The sequence below is a fragment of the Methanolobus sp. genome (assembly GCF_016278365.1).
Classification (GTDB): Archaea; Halobacteriota; Methanosarcinia; order Methanosarcinales; family Methanosarcinaceae; genus Methanolobus.
Map to the genome: position 1 here is coordinate 237,723 of NZ_JADQBZ010000004.1, position 21,638 is coordinate 259,360.

23 protein-coding genes, 1 tRNA gene and 1 pseudogene are annotated in these 21,638 nt (G+C 45.8%); 6 read left to right on the forward strand and 19 right to left on the reverse strand.

Translation table 11 applies throughout. The annotated features are described in order from the left end of the window. The 5 genes from QZZ22_RS04785 to QZZ22_RS04805 form a co-directional block, all read right to left on the reverse strand. A partial coding sequence (locus QZZ22_RS04785; RefSeq protein ID WP_292463104.1) for a hypothetical protein occupies positions 1-1,528 on the reverse strand: 1,528 nt, incomplete at its 3' end. Positions 1,529-1,987: 459 nt separating this feature from the next. Then, positions 1,988-3,913: a hypothetical protein gene (locus tag QZZ22_RS04790; RefSeq protein ID WP_292463105.1), complete on the reverse strand. Its 1,926-nt coding sequence runs from the start codon at positions 3,911-3,913 to the stop codon at positions 1,988-1,990. 279 nt (positions 3,914-4,192) lie between these two features. After that, positions 4,193-4,714: a PEF-CTERM sorting domain-containing protein gene (locus QZZ22_RS04795; RefSeq protein ID WP_292463106.1), complete on the reverse strand. Its 522-nt coding sequence runs from the start codon at positions 4,712-4,714 to the stop codon at positions 4,193-4,195. A gap of 524 nt (positions 4,715-5,238) precedes the next feature. Then, positions 5,239-6,717 carry a phenylalanine--tRNA ligase subunit alpha gene (locus tag QZZ22_RS04800; protein ID WP_292463108.1) on the reverse strand — a complete coding sequence of 493 codons (1,479 nt, stop codon included), beginning with the start codon at positions 6,715-6,717 and terminating at the stop codon, positions 5,239-5,241. 10 nt (positions 6,718-6,727) lie between these two features. After that, positions 6,728-8,035, reverse strand: coding sequence for a tryptophan--tRNA ligase (locus tag QZZ22_RS04805; protein WP_292463110.1), 1,308 nt, complete (start codon positions 8,033-8,035; stop codon positions 6,728-6,730). A gap of 201 nt (positions 8,036-8,236) precedes the next feature. Here QZZ22_RS04805 and QZZ22_RS04810 point away from each other — a divergent pair, with 201 nt between their 5' ends. Beyond that, positions 8,237-8,818: a hypothetical protein gene (locus QZZ22_RS04810; protein WP_292463113.1), complete on the forward strand. Its 582-nt coding sequence runs from the start codon at positions 8,237-8,239 to the stop codon at positions 8,816-8,818. Between the two features lie 9 nt (positions 8,819-8,827). On the opposite strand, the gene QZZ22_RS04815 is transcribed toward QZZ22_RS04810, so the two are convergent. The 5 genes from QZZ22_RS04815 to QZZ22_RS04835 form a co-directional block, all read right to left on the reverse strand. Beyond that, positions 8,828-10,048, reverse strand: coding sequence for a radical SAM protein (locus QZZ22_RS04815; RefSeq protein WP_292463114.1), 1,221 nt, complete (start codon positions 10,046-10,048; stop codon positions 8,828-8,830). After that, positions 9,951-10,814, reverse strand: coding sequence for an ATPase domain-containing protein (locus QZZ22_RS04820; protein WP_292463116.1), 864 nt, complete (start codon positions 10,812-10,814; stop codon positions 9,951-9,953). Before QZZ22_RS04820 ends, QZZ22_RS04815 begins: the two co-directional genes overlap by 98 nt. Positions 10,815-10,972: 158 nt before the next feature. Beyond that, positions 10,973-11,581 (reverse strand): translation initiation factor IF-2 subunit beta, encoded by a 609-nt coding sequence (locus QZZ22_RS04825; protein ID WP_292463117.1) that lies wholly within the window; start codon positions 11,579-11,581, stop codon positions 10,973-10,975. A 23-nt stretch (positions 11,582-11,604) separates the two neighbouring features. Further along, positions 11,605-12,123 carry a 50S ribosomal protein L16 gene (locus QZZ22_RS04830; protein WP_292463118.1) on the reverse strand — a complete coding sequence of 173 codons (519 nt, stop codon included), beginning with the start codon at positions 12,121-12,123 and terminating at the stop codon, positions 11,605-11,607. A 211-nt stretch (positions 12,124-12,334) separates the two neighbouring features. Next, entirely contained in the window at positions 12,335-13,462 is a 1,128-nt protein-coding gene (locus QZZ22_RS04835) for a DUF1786 family protein (protein WP_342765076.1), read from the reverse strand. On the opposite strand from QZZ22_RS04835, the gene QZZ22_RS04840 reads away from it, so the two are divergent. The 3 genes from QZZ22_RS04840 to QZZ22_RS04850 all read left to right on the forward strand — a co-directional run bounded on the left by QZZ22_RS04840 (position 13,461) and on the right by QZZ22_RS04850 (position 15,287). Beyond that, positions 13,461-14,000, forward strand: coding sequence for a molybdenum cofactor biosynthesis protein B (locus QZZ22_RS04840; protein WP_292463119.1), 540 nt, complete (start codon positions 13,461-13,463; stop codon positions 13,998-14,000). The genes QZZ22_RS04835 and QZZ22_RS04840 overlap by 2 nt on opposite strands. A 177-nt stretch (positions 14,001-14,177) precedes the next feature. Beyond that, entirely contained in the window at positions 14,178-14,885 is a 708-nt protein-coding gene (locus QZZ22_RS04845) for a recombinase RecA (RefSeq protein WP_292463120.1), read from the forward strand. A gap of 141 nt (positions 14,886-15,026) precedes the next feature. Next, a complete protein-coding gene (locus QZZ22_RS04850; RefSeq protein ID WP_292463121.1) occupies positions 15,027-15,287 on the forward strand; it encodes a YhbY family RNA-binding protein in 261 nt (86 codons plus the stop codon). A gap of 2 nt (positions 15,288-15,289) precedes the next feature. Here the strand turns inward: QZZ22_RS04850 and QZZ22_RS04855 are convergent, their stop codons facing one another. After that, positions 15,290-15,640: a DUF190 domain-containing protein gene (locus tag QZZ22_RS04855; protein ID WP_292463123.1), complete on the reverse strand. Its 351-nt coding sequence runs from the start codon at positions 15,638-15,640 to the stop codon at positions 15,290-15,292. A gap of 56 nt (positions 15,641-15,696) precedes the next feature. Here QZZ22_RS04855 and QZZ22_RS04860 point away from each other — a divergent pair, with 56 nt between their 5' ends. Further along, the gene (locus QZZ22_RS04860) at positions 15,697-16,164 is read left to right on the forward strand and encodes a hypothetical protein (RefSeq protein ID WP_292463124.1); all 468 of its coding nucleotides are present in this window, start codon (positions 15,697-15,699) and stop codon (positions 16,162-16,164) included. Further along, positions 16,127-17,242: a cytochrome c biogenesis protein CcdA gene (locus tag QZZ22_RS04865; RefSeq protein ID WP_292463125.1), complete on the forward strand. Its 1,116-nt coding sequence runs from the start codon at positions 16,127-16,129 to the stop codon at positions 17,240-17,242. The genes QZZ22_RS04860 and QZZ22_RS04865 overlap by 38 nt, the downstream gene beginning before the upstream one ends. Before the next feature lie 32 nt (positions 17,243-17,274). Here the strand turns inward: QZZ22_RS04865 and QZZ22_RS04870 are convergent, their stop codons facing one another. The 8 genes and pseudogenes from QZZ22_RS04870 to QZZ22_RS04905 all read right to left on the reverse strand — a co-directional run bounded on the left by QZZ22_RS04870 (position 17,275) and on the right by QZZ22_RS04905 (position 21,638). Continuing rightward, positions 17,275-17,643, reverse strand: a complete 369-nt coding sequence (locus QZZ22_RS04870; protein ID WP_292463180.1) for a CrcB family protein — start codon at positions 17,641-17,643, stop codon at positions 17,275-17,277. Between the two features lie 129 nt (positions 17,644-17,772). Then, positions 17,773-18,105 (reverse strand): annotated as a pseudogene (gene crcB, locus QZZ22_RS04875) (fluoride efflux transporter CrcB); the annotation flags it as partial. 31 nt (positions 18,106-18,136) lie between these two features. Beyond that, positions 18,137-19,333: a gephyrin-like molybdotransferase Glp gene (gene glp, locus QZZ22_RS04880; RefSeq protein ID WP_292463126.1), complete on the reverse strand. Its 1,197-nt coding sequence runs from the start codon at positions 19,331-19,333 to the stop codon at positions 18,137-18,139. A gap of 18 nt (positions 19,334-19,351) precedes the next feature. Beyond that, the gene (locus tag QZZ22_RS04885; protein ID WP_292463127.1) at positions 19,352-19,636 is read right to left on the reverse strand and encodes a ubiquitin-like small modifier protein 1; all 285 of its coding nucleotides are present in this window, start codon (positions 19,634-19,636) and stop codon (positions 19,352-19,354) included. 106 nt (positions 19,637-19,742) lie between these two features. Then, positions 19,743-19,820: transfer RNA gene (locus QZZ22_RS04890), tRNA-Pro, on the reverse strand. 111 nt (positions 19,821-19,931) lie between these two features. Beyond that, positions 19,932-20,705 (reverse strand): ABC transporter permease, encoded by a 774-nt coding sequence (locus tag QZZ22_RS04895; RefSeq protein ID WP_292463128.1) that lies wholly within the window; start codon positions 20,703-20,705, stop codon positions 19,932-19,934. Position 20,706: 1 nt separating this feature from the next. Beyond that, positions 20,707-21,258 carry a UbiX family flavin prenyltransferase gene (locus QZZ22_RS04900; RefSeq protein WP_292463129.1) on the reverse strand — a complete coding sequence of 184 codons (552 nt, stop codon included), beginning with the start codon at positions 21,256-21,258 and terminating at the stop codon, positions 20,707-20,709. Then, positions 21,249-21,638, reverse strand: coding sequence for a hypothetical protein (locus tag QZZ22_RS04905; RefSeq protein WP_292463130.1), 390 nt, complete (start codon positions 21,636-21,638; stop codon positions 21,249-21,251). Before QZZ22_RS04905 ends, QZZ22_RS04900 begins: the two co-directional genes overlap by 10 nt.

Genomic DNA, 21,638 nt, shown 5'->3' on the forward strand with positions numbered 1-21,638 from the left:
CCTCAGTCTGGTTCATGTCCTCAGTCTGGTTCATGTCCTCAGTCTGGTTCATGTCTTCAGTCTGGTTCATGTCCTCTTCTTTTACGAACATGGTCTGGCCTGTCTCGTTGTCTGTTATTTCAGTCCAGTTGCCATTCTCATCGCTTACATGGCTTATCTGGTCTGCAGGCACGTTGATCATGACGCTACTGATTGAAGCATTCGGGAAAGTTTCCGTAGTATTATCTGTCAGTTCTATATTTGCGAAGTAGGGTGAAGTCTGGTTATTCACGAGCATTGTAGCATTCAGCTGGCCGTCATATTGGCTCTTCTCTGGCTGGACGACATTCAGATAACAAGCTGTAATTCCTTCTCCCTGACAGGTTATCCAGGCCATGTCGTCTCCCGCATCACCGATGTTCTCGACAAGTGCTGCGATAGCATATCCCTGTTCATTCACCGGAGTGGTGCCATCCCATTCATCCGTATATGTGATAGTTATCGGACCGCTTGCATTTCCAGTTTCTGACATTGTAATCTCAGTCTGGAAATCTCCGAAATCATGTTCCACTTCATCACTCATCATTGCAATGATCGTTATCAGAAACTCTCCGAAGGGCATCTCATTTGTTTCATTTTCCTCTATTTCTGTAAATTCAAGCTCATTTCCTTCGGCATCCGTCACGTTCTCTATGAGTTCCATAGGTGCATTGACCTGGATCTTGCTGATCTGAGCATCCTGGAATGCCTCAAAGGTGTCATTTGTAAGCTCTATTTCGGCAGTTTTTGACTCATTATCAATCATCACACTTGCATTGAGCTGTCCTTCATATTCACTCTTGTCTTCCTGAACAATATTCAAATAGCAGTCAGCTTCGGCAGTGGTCTCGTTGTCTGGAACCGTTTCATTGTCATCAACTATTATTATAGTCTCATTGTCAACTGTTTCGTTATCATCAATGATTGTCTCATTGTCAGTTACTGTCTCGTTCCCATCGGCAGGAGTTTCATCAACAGGGGTCTCCTCATCACAGAATCCGAGAGTCACCCATGCATTATCATCACTATTTTCTCCGATGTTACTAATCTCAGTTGCTATGAGATATCCTGCATCATTCCTTGGGAATGACTGATCCCACGTGTCAACCAGATTTATAGTGATTGTAGTTGTAGGATTAATTTCGGCATCGTCGCCTGGTTCAATGCTGGTGTTGAAAGTTCCAAGGTTTTCTGCTTCTTCGCTAACCTCATTTACTTCCCATTCATTCCCTTCGGAATCAGTTGCGCTTTCTATCTGATCGGCAGGAATATTGAGCAGTATGGTTTCAACTACCGCATCAGGTTGAAGGGCCTGGGTTTCATCTGTCAGCATCATCTCAGCTGTATATGGGGCTGATGTTGATACATCCAAACTTAGATTTAATTGTCCCTCGTACTCGTCTTCCTGAACATCATTTAGATAGCATGCCGCACTGGTAATCCCGATTGACAGGAATACCATAACAGCAGTTATTAACGCTATTCTTAACCTCGAATCATTCATTTTCATATTGTACCACCTACATTTAAGTGTAGTCGGTAGTTCTTTTGTTCCTAGTGTATTATTCTCTTTGCGAAACATTGATGCATAATTCATATAGTGATTACACATATTAGCAAAGTTTTTAATTCAGGTATTATCTTCAAAAATATGAATGTTTCACAGGACCCTGTTTGTGAACTTCATTTCCTCTATTTTGATATAGTTGGAATTGTTCCAAAATAATGCGGAAAATAAGTATGATATCTATATTATAAAATACAAGGAACAATTGTATTTATCCACAAACCAAGTATTCAATATACAATTAAAAAAAGATAAAAAGGAACCAATATTAGTGCATGAAACGGCTTGATCAAATCGCTATGTTCTCTCTGATCATCACCAATCATTCATAAGATACCGGTTCGCTTTATTCTGCTTTGAGCTTCTATTTGCAATCTGTCTCTCTTTATGTTCTTCTAACACTCATGCACTATTTTCTTCAACTATGGCATTGTCCTCTGTGGCATTGTCCTCTGTAACATTGTCCTCTGTGACATTGTCCTCTGTGGCATTGTCCTCTGTAACATTGTCCTCTGTGACATTGTCCTCTGTAACATTGTCCTCTGTGACATTGTCCTCTGTAACATTGTCCTCTGTGACATTGTCCTCTGTAACATTGTCCTCTGTGACATTGTCCTCTGTAACATTGTCCTCTGTGACATTGTCCTCTGTAACATTTGATGCTTCACAGAATCCAAGGGTTACCCATGCACTGTCATTTCCCATCTCTCCAATATTCTGGAAATCAACAGAGATTACATATCCTTCCTCATTTGCAGGAAGTGTGCCGTTCCATGTCTCATTGAGGTAGATTGTTATGGGACCTGAGTCTGTTGTATTGTTGCTCTCGTCCGCTTCGAATCTCTCTATCACCGTTCTATTATCGTTCAAGTCTACCAGTGACCAGTTCCCGTATGAGGCTGTCACATTATCTATCTGGTCTACAGGAATGTTGAACAGGATAGTCTCGATGGTAGTGTTCGGGAACATTTCCAGAGTTTCGTTTGTGAGCTCGATCTCAATGAAATATGGTGCTGTTTCATTGCTGACCATCATAGTTGCATTGAGGTTACCCTCATACTCGCTCTTGTTGTCCTCTACATCATTGATATAGCACAGGGTCGCCATGTCTTCTACTGGTGGTTCTTCCACTGGCGGCTCCTCAACCGGTGGCTCTTCAACAAGCTCTTCTGCCTCGCAGAAACCAAGTGTCACCCATGCACTGTCATCTCCCATCTCTCCAATATCTTCGATGTTTGCAGCTATCACATACTCATCCTCATTCGCTGGGAATGTACCATTCCAACTGTCGTCGAAGTATATTGTGACAGGACCTGTTGCATTGCTGTCGGTTTCATTGATGGTTATTTTTGTAGTGAACTGGCCGAACGGGTTCATCATATCCTCACCCATGGTGAGCATTGTAGTGAAATTACCGAATGGATTTGGCTCTTCTTCCACTATCTCCGTTATTTCCCACTCGTTCCCAAGTGTATCGTTTGCATTGACTATCTCATCCGCTGGCACATTCAGCACTATGGTCGTTAATGTTGCATTCGGGAATGTTTCCTGAGTGTCATTCGTCAGTTCGATCTCAGCCGTGTAGGGCGTAGTTTCATTATTGACGATCATTGTAGCGTTCAGATCACCATCATACTGTGTCTTGTTCTCTTCAACAATGTTCAGGTAGCATGTCGTTACATTGGTAACGTTGGTGACATTATCCGCAGGAGGGGTTACATTTCCATCTGTATCGTTGTCTCCTGGTGTTACATTACCGTCAGTGGCATTATCCACTGGAGGAGTTACATTTCCATCGGTGACGTTATCGTCTGTGACATTTTCATCGCAGAATCCAAGGGTTACCCATGCGCTGTCATTTCCAGCATCTCCTATGTTCTCGATGTCGACTGCTATCACATATCCTTCATCATTAGCCGGGAATGTGCCGTTCCAGCTATCATTGAAGTTAATGGTTACAGGACCACTTATGTTCTCTGCATTCTCGTCGATCTCAGCCATGACAACTGTATTTGTCTGGCCTTGTTCATCTATCTCTGCTATTGACCAGTTCCCGGCTTCACTGCTTGCACTCTCTATCTGGTCTGCAGGGACGTTCAATAGAATAGTGGTCATAGTAGCGTTCGGGAACACCTCCAGAGTTTCATTGCTCAGCTCGATCTCAGCTGAGTATGGTGTGGTCTGGTTGTTTATGGTCATTGTTGCGTTGAGGTCGCCATCATACTGGCTCTTATTTTCCTCAACTTCATTTATATAGCATGCCGCATTCGCAGACCCTATGGAAAGGATTGCAATTGCAACAGCTAAAAGCAATATTCTTTGTTTCACAGTTGTACCACCCCACTTAAAGTGTTATATAAAAAGTTCTTTTATTAACTTAAGGGGCTTGCGAAACTTAACTTCGGAGGGTTGTAAAGGCAGATATATTCTGTCTTATTATTTAAGCTGTAAAAATCAACCGGGACGGTTTATGCATATAATTGACTTATAATTGAACAATAGGTACTGGTGAAGACCTCCTTAGCAGTCCAAGGTGCGCGGAAAAATGCACGGGAACAAAAACAGGACGAACAAAGTTTAACACTAAAAAGTCAGGAAGGAGTTAGTTTACTCCTTTCTTCGCTGGAAGAAGAATGCCAGACCAAGGATTGCTGCTATTGGGAGCGCAACGGTCGGGAACTCTGGGATTTCTTCTATGCCACCGTTACCATTGTCCTCATTGAAGCAGAACGTGACGTGGCTGATATCTGCTTGCTGCCCACCCTGATTGAGTGGAGCAATGAGCCCGGAATCACTGGTCGCATTGTCATAATAATAAACGTTAGCACTAGAGCCACCAACAACTATGACCGCACACACAGGGTATTCTGACTCCCAGTCAAAATCCTTCAGATCGCTGTTGGAGATATTAATAGTATTACCGCCACCAACATCATATTCACCGCTAGGAATTGATTCACCCCAGTCATCAAATTTATATGCAAATTCTCCACATCCACCAGCTTGCTGGCACTCGTCTTCGGCGTTGCCAGATTGCCAATTACCGAAATAGACCGGGGCAACACTTGCTGCCATGGCCAATGGCATAGCTACCATCAATACAAGCAAAGCTACTAATATTCTTCTCATTTCATACCACCATTCTTTTCATACCGTTTTCAGTATTATTATTCCAGTCTTTTGATTAGACGTTTTAATATCTATCTTTGTTTCTATTTAATCTTATGTGACCGCTCGCAGCTGCTATCATCATTATTATAATGAGAAATTTTCTTTTATTGAGTTTTATTGGTCACAGCTAGTCCTTTTATTCGAAAAGCAAATTTTATACACTTTTCTAGCCTGTTATACTTAACTAATCTTTCTGGGCCACAAAGTCTCGATTGTACACTGTAAAGGTTATTCCAAATCCAAAGAATGTATCCCCGATGTTATCTCTCTCATAGATGGCTTCTCATCAATTTATCAAAATAAGTGATTGTGTGCTGCTCAAGCCCAACATCCTTGCCGCGCGCAGGCCGTGGGTCGGTATCTCAAAATGCATCCTGTGCTACTATTGTGTGAACTGTACCTTGAGAATGCCGTAGAGACGGAAAAGTCCCCTGTAAGCAGAGATACTGGAAAATGCCTGAAAATAAAAGATAATCGCCAGCTCAGAGCTGGCATATCTCACTTTTGCGCAGCCAGTCTATATCGGACTGATACAGAAGGCGCAGGTCCTTAAGTCCAAGTTTTAACATTGCCAGGCGACTTACTCCAAGCCCCCATGCAAGTACGGGGTACTTGATTCCCAGAGGCTCTGTCACTTCTTTCCTGAACACGCCTGCTCCTCCGAGTTCTACCCAGCCAAGCCCTTCGACATATACTTCCGGCTCGACGCTGGGCTCTGTGTACGGGAAGTAACCGGGCCTGAAGCGCACGTCCTCAAATCCCATCCTGTGATAGAACTCCTTCAGGCATCCCAGCAGATTGGCAAAGGACATATCTTTATCCATAACGACGCCCTCCAGCTGCTCGAACTCGGGTGTATGGGTTGGATCTATAGTTTCGCGGCGGTATGCCCTGTCAATGGAGAATGCTTTCACGGGAGGGTTTGGGTTATCTGCGAGATACTTGATGGTCAGAGCTGTAGTATGTGTCCTGAGCACGTTCTTGCAGGCTATTTCTTCGCTCCAGGTTCCTCCCCAGCCGGTTGAATCGGTATCTCCTCCGTATTCGTGCATGGCACAGACATTATCCTTATATTCCACTGGCAGTTCCGAAGTACTGGAAAGGTGGAAAGTGTCCTGCATCTCTCTTGCAGGATGGTCCTGAGGCTGGAACAATGAATCGAAGTTCCAGAACGAACTCTGCACGACCTCTCCCTTGATCTCAGTGAACCCCATATCCAGGAAGATCCGTCTCATCTGGTCTATCAGGCGCTGGTATGGATGGGATTTCGCACCGTATATGGCCTTTGGCGGAGTGTGGATATTGTAAGGCCTGAACTTCACATCCTTCCATTGCCCGCTCTTGAGCATTTCAGAGTTGATCCGGGCAACCTCTTCTTCGATGATAATTCCGGAGGCAGCCACTTCAAGACCCTCGGCGGTGATACTAACAGAACGGTGTTTATCATCTTTTTTAGTCACAAGTTTACGTTTAAGCAGCTCGGTAACAATTCCTGTGTTTGTTCCCAGTTCCTCAATAGTTCTTGCCTGACCCTCAAATCTCTCCAGCACATATTCGTCCTCTCCCTTCCCGGCATTACCGGTAGGCGCAACCATTCCGTTCTCTATATTGGCCCACCCCTTGCGGCGCAGCCAGCCGGTAGCTATGCCGGCCACATCAGGAGAGAATCTCTGTTTGAGTTCCTGCAGTGGTGTTGGCTCAGAGATAGCATCAATTACCTTCCTTTCGGGAAGCCCTTCGGAAACATATTTCCGTCCTTCATCGGTGAGCTCATATGTCTCTATGACACTTTCATCTACTCGTGCAAGGCCGTTCTCTTCAAGCAAAAAAGCTGCCTGCATCGCAGTCTCGATTTTCATTCCTGCACTTTGCGCAAGCTCTTCCGGGGTTGCCTTCTTCAATTTTTCAAGTGATATCAGCAAGGTCTTCTCATTAGATGTAAGGTTATAACGGGATTTCATAATTGTACCTTCATTTTCTCTTTAAACCATATTCTTCAAGCCTGTCCTTTGCATGCTCACGTAGCTCCTGATGTTCCCTGAGGAATTTTTCCATCCTCTCCGCAGCAAGGACCTTGCAGTTGCCACATACCTTTTGTCCGCCCACGCATTCGCTGTATATCAACGCAAGCTCCTCTTCATCCTCCACCAGATGGAACATCAGCAGTTCGTAGACAGAACACTTTCCAGGCTCGCCGCCGAGCTTCTTTTGCTCCTCAAGTGTCATCCTGCCGCCAGTCTTTGCCCTTTTAACCTTCTTTGCGGCTTCCTTTGGATCTTCTGTTAGTGAGATATAACTTTCAGGAACACTGCTTGACATTTTCCCGCCCTGCAGTCCTGACATGAACCTGTGGTAAGTAGAACATGGGGGAACGAACGCATACCCTCCTGACCTAAGCTCCACTTCCCGTACGATCCTGAGCAATTCATCAAAGTTATCGCAATCCTGAACATCCAGGTGCCCTTCGAACAGTTTAGTCCTGCCGGGGATGCGCTCCTGAAGCTCTTTCATTGACTCCTGCGATGCAGTTTTGCTTCGTATGCTGAAGTAGCCGTTGCCTTCCTTGTCATTGCGTCTCTCTATCTTGAGCATATTCATTTTATTGCCCAGCCCTCTTGTAAGGCGAATGTGCGGGTCCTGGTCAGCACCCACAGGTACGACTGTGGGTTTTGGCCCGCCGTATTCTTCAAGCTGCGGGTGCAGTATATCGGCACTCTGGGTCACGGCACTGAGCATGTGAGATACACTGGTCTCCCCCGTGAACCCGTAGATAGCGCTCAGTTCAGAGAAATTCGCCTTTGACCCAAGCTCAAAAGCCAGGTCCTTCACCTGCTGCGAGTCTGACTGGAAGTATATGTGCCCCTCTGGTTCGAAACCAAGGGCAATAAGGCTGATTATATATTCTTCGGTGCCGATGTCCCTGCACCTTTCCCATGAGATACCCCTGACAGCATGTGCTTCCCTGTCTGCGATACCGACAAAAGCATCGGCGCCCTGCTGCTGGTGCCAGATGATCTCTTCCATCACCATCTTATGTCCAAGGTGTATCTTGCCGGAGGGCATGAATCCGCTCATAACGGAGAATGGTTTATTATTATTCATTGCATCGGCTATCATGTCGTAACCACGGTGGCCGAAAATGACCTTCCTGCGCATGTACCTGTGCGGATTCGGTATCTCCGGAAGCACATTATCAAAAGGTAATATCCCGAACTCTTCGAATAGCTTGGAATAATCTTCTATGATCAATGCACTCCAGGGGTCGATCTTCATATTCATTTGAGGCCTCTTTGTATCGAATGGTCAGATAGGAGCACTCGTTTTCCTATAAGCGTGTCGCATAAAATTGTTAATAAAATCACTTAGTGATATGTAAAGGTTCTTATTGCGAGTCCGGGCATACATTCTAATTTTCATCAAACTAGTCGTAAATATTTTATATAATTGGATATAAATGCTACTATTCATTTTTAGTTATCAGTGACAAATCTATGCGAGGATTCAACAGTGTATATAACTATCTATCATTTAGGGGCATTGTTCTTTGGCTCAGTGGCCATTTACAATCTACATTCGGCCCGTAAGTATGGAGAGAGTTACCTGCCCGCAATTGTGGCTTCCATGATGTTCATTTCATCTTCATTGTTCCTTGTCCTTCCTTTACAATACGGTTCTGTTGCTTTCCTGTTCACAACGATGTTCGCATTAGTCAATTACAAAAAAATCTATGAAATCAACAACGAAAAAATGAGGCGATACATAGGAGATTCTCAGAGCGCAGGGATATTGAAATTTACTGATTATTTCACAGGATGGAAAATGCTCCATCATTTGAACAGAAAGTATGGTCCTGCAAAAGCTTCACTCATCAACACAGTCTTTATGTGGGTATTCAGTATCCTTCTGCTCGTAATGTTCAGCTACCTGTGGCCTGATATTTTCTCAAGCATTCGTTACATGGCTCTTATCGTGACTATGACCCTCATTGGATTTTACTGGCAAAACAAAAAACTGCTGGAAAACCTTGATACAAACGGTTTCCCTGAAGTGAAAAAGAAGTAAATAGTGAATTTAGTGTTCTATTTTTTCGATATCGTAAGGTTTCGATGCACCTTCAGGTATCTTCTCCACAAGTTCCAGGTATTCTCTCTCCTGCATAAGACAGGTGTTGCGCTGCCCTCTGAAAGCCTTATCTTTGCGTATGCTTTCCCATATATCCTTCATGCTGTCCCTGCTGATGTTTCCATAACTGAAGGGAATGTAGGGGCAGGGCTTGACAGCACCATTCACGCACACATGGAGCCACCTTTGGCCAGCCATGCAACCAAGCATCTTTCCCTCGAAATACGAGTTTGAAAAAAGGCGAGGTCCTTTCCCTGCAGAATTGACGCGATGGTACATATCAAGGACAATTCTCCTGTCATCTTCCGTTATTATGGAATCACCTTTCTTTTTAGGGACTGATTCCCAAAGTGAAAACTCGTGCACACCGATCTGCCTTGCCAGTTCGTACATGGCAGGCAGTTCTCCTATGTTCTTCGGGGAAACGTGAGTTGCCATCGTGACAAGCAAACCGGCTTCAAGTCCCATTTTCATTGCGCCGGTAGCAATCTCAAAAGCTCCTTCAAGGCGACGTACGGCATCATGCTTTGCAGGATTGGTGGAATACAGGCTTACAAGCAGGGTATGCAGTCCTGCTTCCTTGAGCCGCCGTGCGTTCTCAGGCGTCATCTCGGTTCCGGGGGTGTACATATTGACTATGGCGCGTTCCTTGTCGACATACTCTATGAGTTCGTATATCTCCTCCCGCATCATGGGATCGCCCTCGGTGAATACTATGACCACTGCTCCCATGTCAAGCACTAAGTCGATGGCGCGCTTGATCGTATTTATATCAAGATCCCCTTCTCCTCCGCTTACAACACAGTGTTCGCAGTTGCATTTGCATTGGCGGGTAATTTCAAAAGAAACCGTTTCCGGAATGTACCTTCCAAGAGCTATCTGGGTTTCAGCCATAAGGAGTCTCTTGAATGGCTTACTCGGTATGGGCGGAAGCCATGTGGAAGCCACAACATAGTCTTTTGTAACAAAAGCCGGCCTCTCTTCTTTGAGTCTTTCGTTGATCCTGCTTAGAAAAGGAGTGCATGCTTTGTGCAAGCCTCCGGTTGCCTTCAACTGGATGAAATCGTCTTTTTTATCCATCCTGATGGAAAGTCCCGGTATTGAGAGTAACGTGATCTTCTCGTCCTGTGAGTCTACATGATCCGGTTTCATCTGGTTTTCTCCTTCCATTGAGTGTCTCCGTGGAGAAAACATCCGCTTCCTTACCTATGACGGACTGTGTTGGGTAGACAACGATCCCGTGATCGGTCATAACATAAGGACGCAACACCTCATCGTGTTTGGTGCCTCGCATCTTCAGTATCTCTATAGACCTGATCCTTTCTCCGCCAATCCTCAATACCTTAAGGCAAATAACTCCTTCGGCAAGATATTCCTCTACGCTGAAATGGTCCGGGTCATTATTGAGTTCGCTTGTTATCAGGGTGGTACAATCAAAGTTTTCGATGTTCTTAATGAATTCAAGGATGATGTACCTGACATTGACCGGGTCAGGGGTTATCTTGAGGGATGTCATAGAATCAATGAACAGACGTTTGGCGCCAATTTCCTGTACACTGGCGTATATTTGCCGCAGAACAGCCTCAATAGTAGTCGTATCCGTCTCAGTACCTGATTCAGTATCCTGGTTCTTCTTGATGTACCTTTCATAAGCAATGGGATCTACCCTGATTATACGTAACTTGTCTTCTTTTGCAAGCCTCTCAAGATCCCAGCCGTGTCTCCACATATTGCGCATGATGCGTGCAGGTGCTTCCTCAAAAGTGATGTAAACACCTGTCTCTCCATATCGTGTGATACCTTCATACAGGTACTGTGCTCCGAAAGTTGACTTTCCGGCACCGGGTCCTCCTATGAGAAGGATTACATCATTTTCTATGAAGCCACCTTCTACAAGCTGGTCAAATCCGGGTATTCCAGTAGGTATGCGAGCCATCCAAAACCTCAATCCAAAGTTGCACAATTGCAGACTTATTATATTTACGGCTCTTATATAATATAACTTATTCCTTCTAAGTGTAAGAATAATGCCTGAAGGCGTAGATCAAAATTAAAAAAAGATGGGGTCAGATTCACATCTGGCCCATGTGGATATCATATCTTCTCTGCGAATGCCAGAGTACCACTGAGGCGTTTTACTTTTATCTTCACTGCCTGGCCCTTTGCAGCGCCAGGTACAAAGATGGTATATTTGTCCACTTTGGCAATGCCGTCTCCTTTGGAGCCGACTGCATCTATATGGACTTCATATTCCTTTCCTTCCTCAATGGCATCCTGCTTCACAGGTGCAGTGCTGCGTCTCTTCTTCACAGGCCTGTGAGCTCCACATGCAGAACATTTCAACACGAGAACTCTTTCCATCTTGGTGAGCTGTGTGTCCGGCCTTGAACATTCGGAGCACATGACGAACTCTTCCACATAGGCTTCTATATTGGATCGGATCTGGTCCTTTGAGAACCGACCCTGGAAAATAGCCCTCATACCTTCTATTTTGCCTGCAGTTCCCATTTCACGTGTGAGATACTTCATCACGTGATCCGGTTCCCTGTTCAGTATGTCCGCTATGTTGAGGAAGTTGTCCAAGATAGTGGTCTTGCCCTCCATCATTATCTTGGGTTCGGGGATCACGAAACGGATGTCCGTGGTCTCCTTGTCAGGTAGGTTCTCTATTGCACGGTCCAAAAGCGCTTCGTAATCTTTCATATCATCACTCCCTAAGTCCACACTTACTGTACAAGCTCCAGTCCCTGATCAATAGTGATCCTGACCGGAGTAGGCAACTTGTGCCCGGCCTTTCTAAGTGCATCCTTTGCTGTTGCAAAGTTCTCTTTGTTAACTGAGATCGTGAATATCTTCTGGCCTGCGGAAACTCTTGCCGCCGTACTTACATTCTTACCATAGGCACCACGCATACCACTGGATACACGGTCTGCACCTGCTCCGGTTGCCTGCTTGTTCTCTCTGAGCACTTCATGAGGATAAACTCTCAGTTTGAGGTGGAAGCCTGTACGTCCTGCTGCAGAAGTTATGGCCCTGTTAGCAGTGATACGCGCGGCCTCAAGTGCAGTGTGGCGTATCTGGCATCTTTCATCGACTACCAGTGAAAGCTTTATCGGGAACTCAGAATTCTTGTTACCCATATCGTAGTGAATGACCTGGCTTCCAGGCACACCACCCATGTATTTTCTTCTTGTGAATGAACGCTGTCTTACGTTCCTGTACATACTTGCTGGTTTTCTTACCATGAGTTTAAGTCTCCTTGGATCGATTATAGGGATAAAGTCACTATCAATTTTAGTTTTTAGTCCGTTCTTAATTGATATGTCCGTATATGAATTTGTTGATATCGTTAAATATCAGTTGGATACGATTTCATCTGGATGGTTCATCCCCTATTACTTAGGACTTTATAAGTCTTATTGTCTTAAAACTATATCTTCGTATCACTCTTTTAGTTTATATGTGTGATCGTGCCTGTTCTTGCTGCAGGTATGAAGCAAGCAAACCATAACAGCCAGAGAGCATCATATTCCCGAAAGGTGTTGCAAAATGTAGTTTCTCCCATAGTCTCCTGTCCTTGTTATCCGGGTGCATGTTCTTCAGTATATTAAGCCTGGGACCTGTTATCATTACTGATCTTATGGCATCAAAACCATCAGTTTCCTTTACATAGCAACCGTGCCCGCCTTCATTGAACACATCATCGAATGAGAGCCTGCCATCCGCAAAAAGAATTATCTGCTCCTGTAACTTCTCTCCGGTAAGGCTGGATGTGTGATGTTCGTAGAGCGCCCTGACCCTGTCATCTTTAACAATGGCTGCAAGTGTATGCCCATTGCCTATGTTCACGACAAGGGACGGCTGCATCGCCGCAGGGTCGAACAGAGCCCCAAAGATTGCAGCAGGCCCGGTATCCATGAAAACCACTCCTTTTTCTCCCAGGGTATGCGCTGCAGATCTCATGCGAGTGAGATCCGCAGGGATAGTACCTTGACTATATGCAAATCTCTTTGCCTCTCCTCCTTCGCTGATAATCCTTTCGAATATCCTGAACCTGTAAACACGATTGCTCAGGTCAGGTGAATTTCCATGATCCTGGACTGCAACAGCGACCATATCAGGCATTTTCACCCCAAAACCGGCCAATGCATTTCCAATAGCCTGCATGTCGACATCCTGCAGGACTATTTCCTCAAGTGTTCCCGGGTTTATTTCATCATCCCTGATTATCCTTATTCCAATTTCCTTTACTTTTTCAAGGTCATCATTGATAGTAAGTGCGGCATCCGGGGTGGCATATACCTCAAGTCCCTGCTTTATATGCTGCTTTATTGCCTTTGTTGAAGGTCCGCCTCCCATCAGGCTGCCTTTAAGCAAGATACCTTTTTTCCTTGATTGTGCAGCATGTATCCTCCCGGCAATTACCACGGTAGGTGACGGCATTATCATTAAAAGGCTGTTCTCAACTTCCTTCTCCGTATCATACAGGATTATGTCCTGGGTACCTGCACCTATATCGATTGCCAGTATTTTCATGGTTTCATCGAGTTGTTCATATACCTGGGTGCGTATAAAAGTTGGCATGAATAATCCTGCAGTTAAGGAGCACCACAAAGGGAGCAACGGTCCTTACAATTTTGCCATTATTACGATATCAAGTTCCAGATTTGAAAAACACGGCTCTGTAGCCTCTCCGCATGAAGCAGATGATAGTTCCGGCCAGGTCATGGAAACCCTCATTCTCCGGTCAGGTCACAGGATATCCCACTATCGGCTTGTGGACGATGACCCGGAATCTATTGCCGGCGCAGTTCTTGATGCTGTAGGCTCGAAGGCCGACATAGTTATAACAAGTGGTGGTACCGGGCTTACCTCAAGAGATGTGACCATCGAGTCCGTTGTGCCCATGTTCAGCAAGCAGATGCAGGGTTTCGGAGAGCTTTTCAGGTATAAGAGCATTGACCAAATAGGTACTTCTGTTATACTCACCCGTGCATCGGCAGGCGTCATCTCAGGCAAGGCTGTCTTTTGCCTGCCTGGTTCACCGGCCGCTGTGGAGCTAGCTATTGGTGGCATAATAATTCCCGAAGCGGGACATATAATGAAACATGTACGTGAGTAAAGAAAAAAGTTTTATATTGTTTGTTATATGTATACCAGAGTAAGTATTGTAAATATAGGCCGATAATTATATATTGCATCTCTTAACAAAAGATATGCACTGCACTTCATTGTGAATCCGAAAAGAGTACAGATATGCCAGAAACATTCGCTACATTGTCTCTGTGATGGAGAAAGTATGCCCGGTTATTCGCTAGGTATCAAGGAACTGGATGATTGTTTAGGTAGCATCCGGGAAGGCACTAATCTTATGATGATAGGTCCTCCTATGAGCCGGAAGGATGAGCTGCTGGATGCTATCCTGGCCCACAATCTCGGCCCTGACAACGGGGTGATAATCGTTTCCACCAGAGAGCCCGGAGAGAGGATACTTGAATGGTTCACAGGCCATGATATTGACCTGTCAGAAGCTAATATCGGTGTAGTTGACTGTGTCACAAAAACTCTTGGAATGGGTGCATCTGACACTGCCAGGATAAAGCGGGCCTCAAGCCCCGTGGACCTGACTGGCATTGGTGTGAAGATCAGCCAGTTCTTCGAGGACTTCTTTGTAAAAAAAAATCTGGGGAAGATCAGGCTTTCTATTAATTCCCTTTCAACAATACTGATGTACTCCAACCTTCAGACCGTTTTCAGGTTCCTGCACGTTTTTACCGGCCGTGTGAAAGCTGCAAATGGTTTCGGGTTGTATGTAGTGGAAGATGAAATGCATGATGCACAGACCATAGCAACCTTAAAGCAACTCTTCGATGGATTGATCGAGATCAAGGGCATCGGGGATTCTTATGCTATGAGGGTTGTTGGCATGACATCAAAGCCAACTCCCTGGTTCGAGTATGATATTTCAGGGACCGAAATAATTCTGAATAAGCCGAAAAAGCCTTAGGGTCCGGCAGATTACTTCAAATAGACGGAAGGGTATTTTCAGCCATATGTCCATGGCAAACATTTAGTGCAGTTTCACCGGACATATGTTTTTCATTAAAATCAATCATAAAATACAATCATTATTATGTAGGTGTATCACATGGAAAAAGACAAATTATACAAGCTTAAGGCGGAAGCTTCAAGCATAAAACCAATCCTTAATATTGGCAAGAATGGTATCACAGACGCTGTAGTTGAAGAGATTAAAAAACAGGTCAAAGCATATCGCCTGGTGAAGATAAAAATGTTAAAGACCACTCCTGAGGGTGAGGATGTTAAAGAAGCTGCGCAAAAGCTGGCTGAAGTTACAGGCACAACCCTGATAGAAGTGCGCGGCAGTACTGTGGTTCTCTATAGGTGATTCTACTCTGCTGACGGATCTTCGGATATCCCTGTGAATCTCTCACCGGAAACTATCTCGATGTCCCCGATAATGATCAGTTTTCCGGGCAGGATCTTTTTAAGTTCCGGGATAATTCTCCTTATGTTCTCTTCCCTGTCAACTGCCTGGATGATCACGGGCAGGTCCGTACCAAGCCGAAGCACGCTTGCAGTATGTATCTTGTCATGGACTCCGTATCCTTCAATACAATGATGTGCTGTAGCCCCTGCGATACCTCCTTCTTTTAAGAACTCAAGCACTGAGTGGTGCGCACTCTTACCGTTGTACATGTCACCTTCACTGAGGTATATCCTGAGTATCAATGCCCGCATGTTCTTCCTCCTGTATCCTGGTAAGATATATAATCTTAAGATAACAATATTCTCCCATGGGCAAAAGTAAATTTCCAGTAGTTCTTCTTGGATCTCTTGTGCTTCTTATCCTTGCAGGGGGTATCTATCTGGGGATGGTCCATTTGAAAGATCAAAATCCCGCTGGATTGAATGTGAGTTCTTCCGGGGCAGTGAACCTGGTGGAGAATTATCCTGCAGCAGTTGCCTATATGTCTGATAATTTCAGGGTCTCCAGCTGGAGGGAGACAAAGACTACGCTTATTCAGAGGGCTGAGTTCTTAAATAGCACTCCGGAAGATCTCGACAGTAGTGCAGTAAACGGTGACCAGGTCTGGAAGGTCGAGATCATGGAGCGTACTTGTGCATGTCCGGCGCCAAATGAACTCTACGTAGTTGAAGGCTATGTTGATGCCAGTACGGGGAATATCCTCCATGTTAAAACGATGACAGCTCCGGAGAAGAACTATGAAAAAGAAACCTGTGCTTCAACAGCCTGTCATTAACCTTCTTTTACTGGTCCTATGCACATTTTTCCTTGTACAGGTCCCGGCAGTTACAGCCACCCCTGATGAAGTGCAGGTGGAATACTTCTCTGATCCTGCATGTATCAAATGTACAAAGGCAGCTCCGGTGATCGAAGATGTTGCAGGCCGATACGAGCACGTCAATTTCACCAATTATGATATACGCTCCTCTTTCACATATGCACAGCACTATGGGATAACCCTTGTACCGGCTGTTGTCATAAATAAAAGCGTGGTAATATCTTACGAAGACTACAACGGTGACATTGCATTACTTGAGAACCTGCTGATTGAAGGCATAGAGAATCCTCCTGCAGCTGAGAGCCCGGAAGTGTTCTGGAAAAGTGATCCGTTTCAAAATGAAGGCCTGATTCTGGGGAAGTCTCATCTGCTTGTTTTTATCGCAGGTCTGCTTGCGGGCTTTAACCCCTGCCTTCTGGCAGTCATGGCTTTCCTGTCATCAGCGATCATATCTTCCAACGGGACCCGCAGGGACATGCTTACTTTGGTTTGCGGTTTTTGTACAGGTATCTTTGTGACATATATGGTAGTGGGGATAGGGATACTCAATACCATCAACTCCTTCCCGGATATACAGGAAACCATCACAATGCTAATGGTCGTGCTCATTTTCGCTCTGGGTATATGGCACCTCTATGATGCCTTTTACATGAAGGTGCACCAAAAAGGAACATTCAGGACCCCTCGCTTTTTTATAAGGTTCATGGGGGAGATAAAAGGCAGGAACATCCTTATGCTTTCGTTCATCGCAGGCGGCTTATTCTCACTGATAAAAGCTCCCTGTGTCGGGGCAGTGTACCTTGCCATACTTGATATGCTTATCTCAGGTAACGACCCTTTGGGGAGTGCTGTCTATCTTGGGATCTATAATTTTGGCGTAGTTCTGCCCATACTCTTGCTGGGGGGTATGCTTGCCTTCGGGCTGAATCCTGAAAAGGTCTCGGACTTCAAGGAAAGAAGGCGTGTTGAGATACGGCTGATAACAGGAATGACGCTTATCCTGTTGGCTGTACTGCTGCAATTGAAAGTGATCTGATATACTCATTATTGTGTTGTGGCAGGCACTCATTACCCGAATATCAGTTGTGCGGCTATAACGCCTGCCATGCACATACCCAGGTTCAATACGATATTGAGCAATGAGTATTTCTTCTCTCCTTCCTCGAGGAGCCTGAAGGACTCGTAGGCAAATGTAGAAAAAGTTGTGAAAGAACCGAGTACTCCAATGCTCACAAGATATGTCATTGAACCGGACACTGATGAGAATGTCAATGCGGCAAGTACGAAGCTGCCTATGACATTCACTGTAAGGGTGCCGGTATGGATTTCTCTGACCCTTGGAATGGCGCCGGCTACAAGGAACCTGAGAACTGCACCTGCAAATCCTCCAGTTCCCACAAGTAGCAGTTGAGTGCTGACCGCCAAACTTCCAGCCATGGACGGGAAAAGTATCAGTACAGATAGTCCGGCTATGCCATATACCATGTGACCCACATGCCTGCCCTTAAGAAGAGTCGTCAGCGTGCCTGGCAAGGGGAAAACAAATCTCTTATCCTTCAGGTCGGTAAGGTATATCACAATCCCTCTTCCCATGAAAACCCCTGCAACCGTAAGTACTATGTTCTCAATGATGTTCAGGGATGCATCCAGGGGTGGCATCTGAAAGGTTTGCACTGCAAAAGTAGAGAATGTTGTAAAAGATCCCAGGAATCCTATTCCGAAGAACATCTTCGCTTTAGGAGTGACATAACCGAGATACTCGGAGTTATATAGCAAAAAGCCCAGCAGAATGCTGCCGAGCACATTGACCAAAAGCGTTGCTGTGGCCGGGCTGAAATGTCCTGAAAATGCAAACCTGATTGTTGCGCCCAGCACGCCCCCAGCTCCTATTACAAACAGGGACTGGCACCTCTCCTGAAATGTGGCTTCTTTACTCAATCAATACAACATCCACTTCATTTCCTTCTTCGTATCCTTCCACGTTCTCAGGTATGATTACAAAACCGTTGGATTTGGCGATGGAACTCAGGATTCCCGCTCCTGCGGTCATCAGAGGCCGGGCTGTATTACCTTCCAGTATCACCCTTGCGTAGCTCACATAACCTTCCCTTGAGTTTATCTTGCCTGTAAGTTTTGCCTTTACGGTGATATCAGGCATCTGCGGGATGTTTCCTTTTTTGCGTATAGCCGGCTTACCGAAAGCAAAGAGTGCTACAAGCCCTGCGGCAGGATATCCGGGCATGCACAGTACAGGTACATCGCCGATGATTCCAAGTGCTGTCGGTTTCCCGGGGCTTAAACCCACGCCGTGCACAAGCTTCCTGCCCATGGAAGCCACTACCTCGGGCACATAGTCTTTTTCACCAACAGATGTCCCGCCGGAGATAACTATGAAGTCCGCATCCATATTCTCTGAGATAGCCTGCTTTATAAGTTCCCTGTCCTCGGGAACGATTGCACAGTACCGCGGCAGTGCACCCCACTGATGGATATACAGGCCTATCATGAGGCTGTTGATGTCTAATGTCTTCCCCGGAGGTGGCACCTCGCTGCTGCTCTCAAGCGGGATAAGGTCATTACCTGTGGGAATGATGGCAACCAGTGGCTTGGAATAAATTTTTATCTCCCTTATTCCAAGGGAAGCGAGCACTGCTATATCGCAGGGTCGCAGCAGATGGCCTTTGTAGAATATGATCTCATTCTGCCTCACATCCTCGCCTATGCCGCCTATATTCTTTCCCGGATGGACCTGTGCGCGCACTTCTATCATATCTCCGATACATATTGTATCCTCTTCCATTAGTACGGCATCGGCAGCATCAGGTACACAGGCTCCCGTATTCATTCTGCAACAAATGCCTTCTTCCACTTCATCATGGACCTGTAGCATGACTGGATTTGTGGGTGAAGCACCCAGGGCATCAACGGAACGGACGGCATAGCCATCCATTGCAGAGCGACGGTAGTGAGGTACATTTCTCGGTGCAAGTATGCTGGTTGCAAGCACCCTTCCCACGCCTTCATCTATTGCGATTGTATCGGTTCGTTCCAGAGGATGTATGGTGCCAAGGAACTTCTCTTTTGCTTCATTCACACTGCTGCGTTCTTTAATTATCCTGCTGTCCATGCTTGCCCCCTGTAACGCTCATCCGCCGGATACAGGCGGGAAAACCCCGACCTCATCTCCATCGTTAACTTCTGTTGCGAGGTTTTCCATGTGTATGATGTTGTCTCCGTTCAGGAATACGTTGATGTATCCACGAAGATTGAGTTCATCTCCTGATCTTTCAAAAACTATCTCCTTTAAGGCGGGGTACTGGTCTGTAAGGGAAAAAAGTACTTCCTCTATGTTATTCCCGCTGAGCATAATCATGGACTCACCTGCGATTTCTCTCAGGTTTGCAAATAGTTTGACCTTGACCGTTGCCATGGAACCTTATTCTAAACGTATAATTAATAAATCTATTCCAGTTCGGAAATTTCAGACAAAAATATGTGCCATGTAAATGTGTGACATATTTGAAAATTTGAATAAATGGTGGGATAGCGCGGATTTGAACCGCGGTCCAAGCGTCCCAAACGCTCGAGGATGGACCAAGCTACCCTACTATCCCATTTTGATTCAGAAGGGTAGCTCCTCAATATACTTTCTCGGTTAAATAGATTTCGTGAGAAAATACCCTGATGCAGGGCAGTCCTATCAATGATATATAAATGCCCGGGCTCTAATGGTCGCCTGCCCTGTCGAATGACCAGCTGCCAAGCAGTATCATGGTAAGTGCGAATACTATTATGACTGTCATGGAACGCATGATCGGTATTTCGGATACGCCAAGAAGCGCCCACCTGAGAGCTTCCACACCATAGGTGAGGGGGTTGAGCTGAACAGGTATGCTTAGCCATGAAGGAAGGTTGGCCATGGGATAGAATGCCGTGCTTGCCATCAGTGTAGGGAACGTGATGAATGTCATCATCATCTGGAAGCCTTCATGGGATTCTATCCTTGACGCAAGGGTGATCCCAAGTCCGATGAAGCCCATGCCTGTAATGAACATTATCAGGATGCTTAATATCTGCCCCATGACAGATGTGTAGTCTACAATGAACAGTCCGCTGATGATCATAAGCAGTGTTCCCTGCACCATAGCTGCTGTCACGCCGCCTGCAGCTTTCCCCAGGGCTGTGTAGAATCGGCTTACTGGCGCCACAAGTATCTCTTTGAGAAAACCGAACTCCCGGTCCCATATGATGGAAACACCACCCATGAGCGAGGCGAACAGCACAGACATGCCAATGATGCCCGGGGCCATATAATCAATGTAACTGCCATTGCGCATTGTCATTGTGCTTCCCAGGGCAGACCCCATTATGACAAGAAAAAACAACGGCGTGGCAAGTGACCCGATTATCCTTGAGCGTGAGCGGCGGTATCGGAGCATCTCCCGAAGCCAGAGAGTGAAGACAGTGTTCATACTATGCTTCATTCCGGTGAGGGCCATATTATCTCCAGCGTTTGTACACTTCGTTATCGATGCCCATGAGGTCCAGTGCCCTGCCTGCCATGGAGTTGACCAGATCGTCTATTGTCTGCGGCCTGGAGTAAAAACCGGGACATGCAGGCAGTATTATTGCCCCTGCCCTTTCGATTTTGAGCATGTTTTCCAGGTGTATCTGGTTGAATGGCGTCTCTCTGGGCATCAGGACAAGCCTTCTCCTCTCTTTCAGGCACACATCCGCCGCGCGCCCCAGCAGGTTATTGGACATGCCACAGGCGATCTCACCCAGCGTTTTCATGCTGCAGGGGGCGACCAGCATCCCGGCGAACCGGTGAGATCCGCTAGCAATAGGCGCTGTAAGCTCTCCTTCCCCATATACATGGCTTGCCAGGTCTTCTATCTCAATGACAGAATAATCGGTTTCAATCTCTATTATCTGCTTTGCGGTCTTAGTTATGACAAGGTGGGTTACAATATCCATTTTAGAAAGAATCTCCAATAACCTTATTCCGTATATGGAACCTGATGCACCGCTTATACCAATGACTATTTCCATTTTTTATCCTCCTGCAGGATGTTTGATAGTTCCTCTATCATCCCTTCTGAAACGTGAATTATCTCCTCTATCTCTTTTTTAGTAATACTGTCCACATGGATACCAACTATAAATACAGTCGTCGAGCGACTGGCTTCACTCAACTGCCTCGCTCCCTTAAGAGCGAGTTCATCTTCCCTGTGTCCGGGTGCGGTTATCACGGAGGATGAAGCACGTCCTGATATGCTGTCAAAGCTACCTAATGCCACCGCCCCCACATGTGCCTTGCCGCCAGTAAGCCGCGCGCTATAGTCGCTGCCTAACTTTTCCCATTCAAGTAAAAGGGCTGTTCTACCTAAAACACGCTCTATGCGCTGGCAGGGAAATTGGCGGCTTTCCAA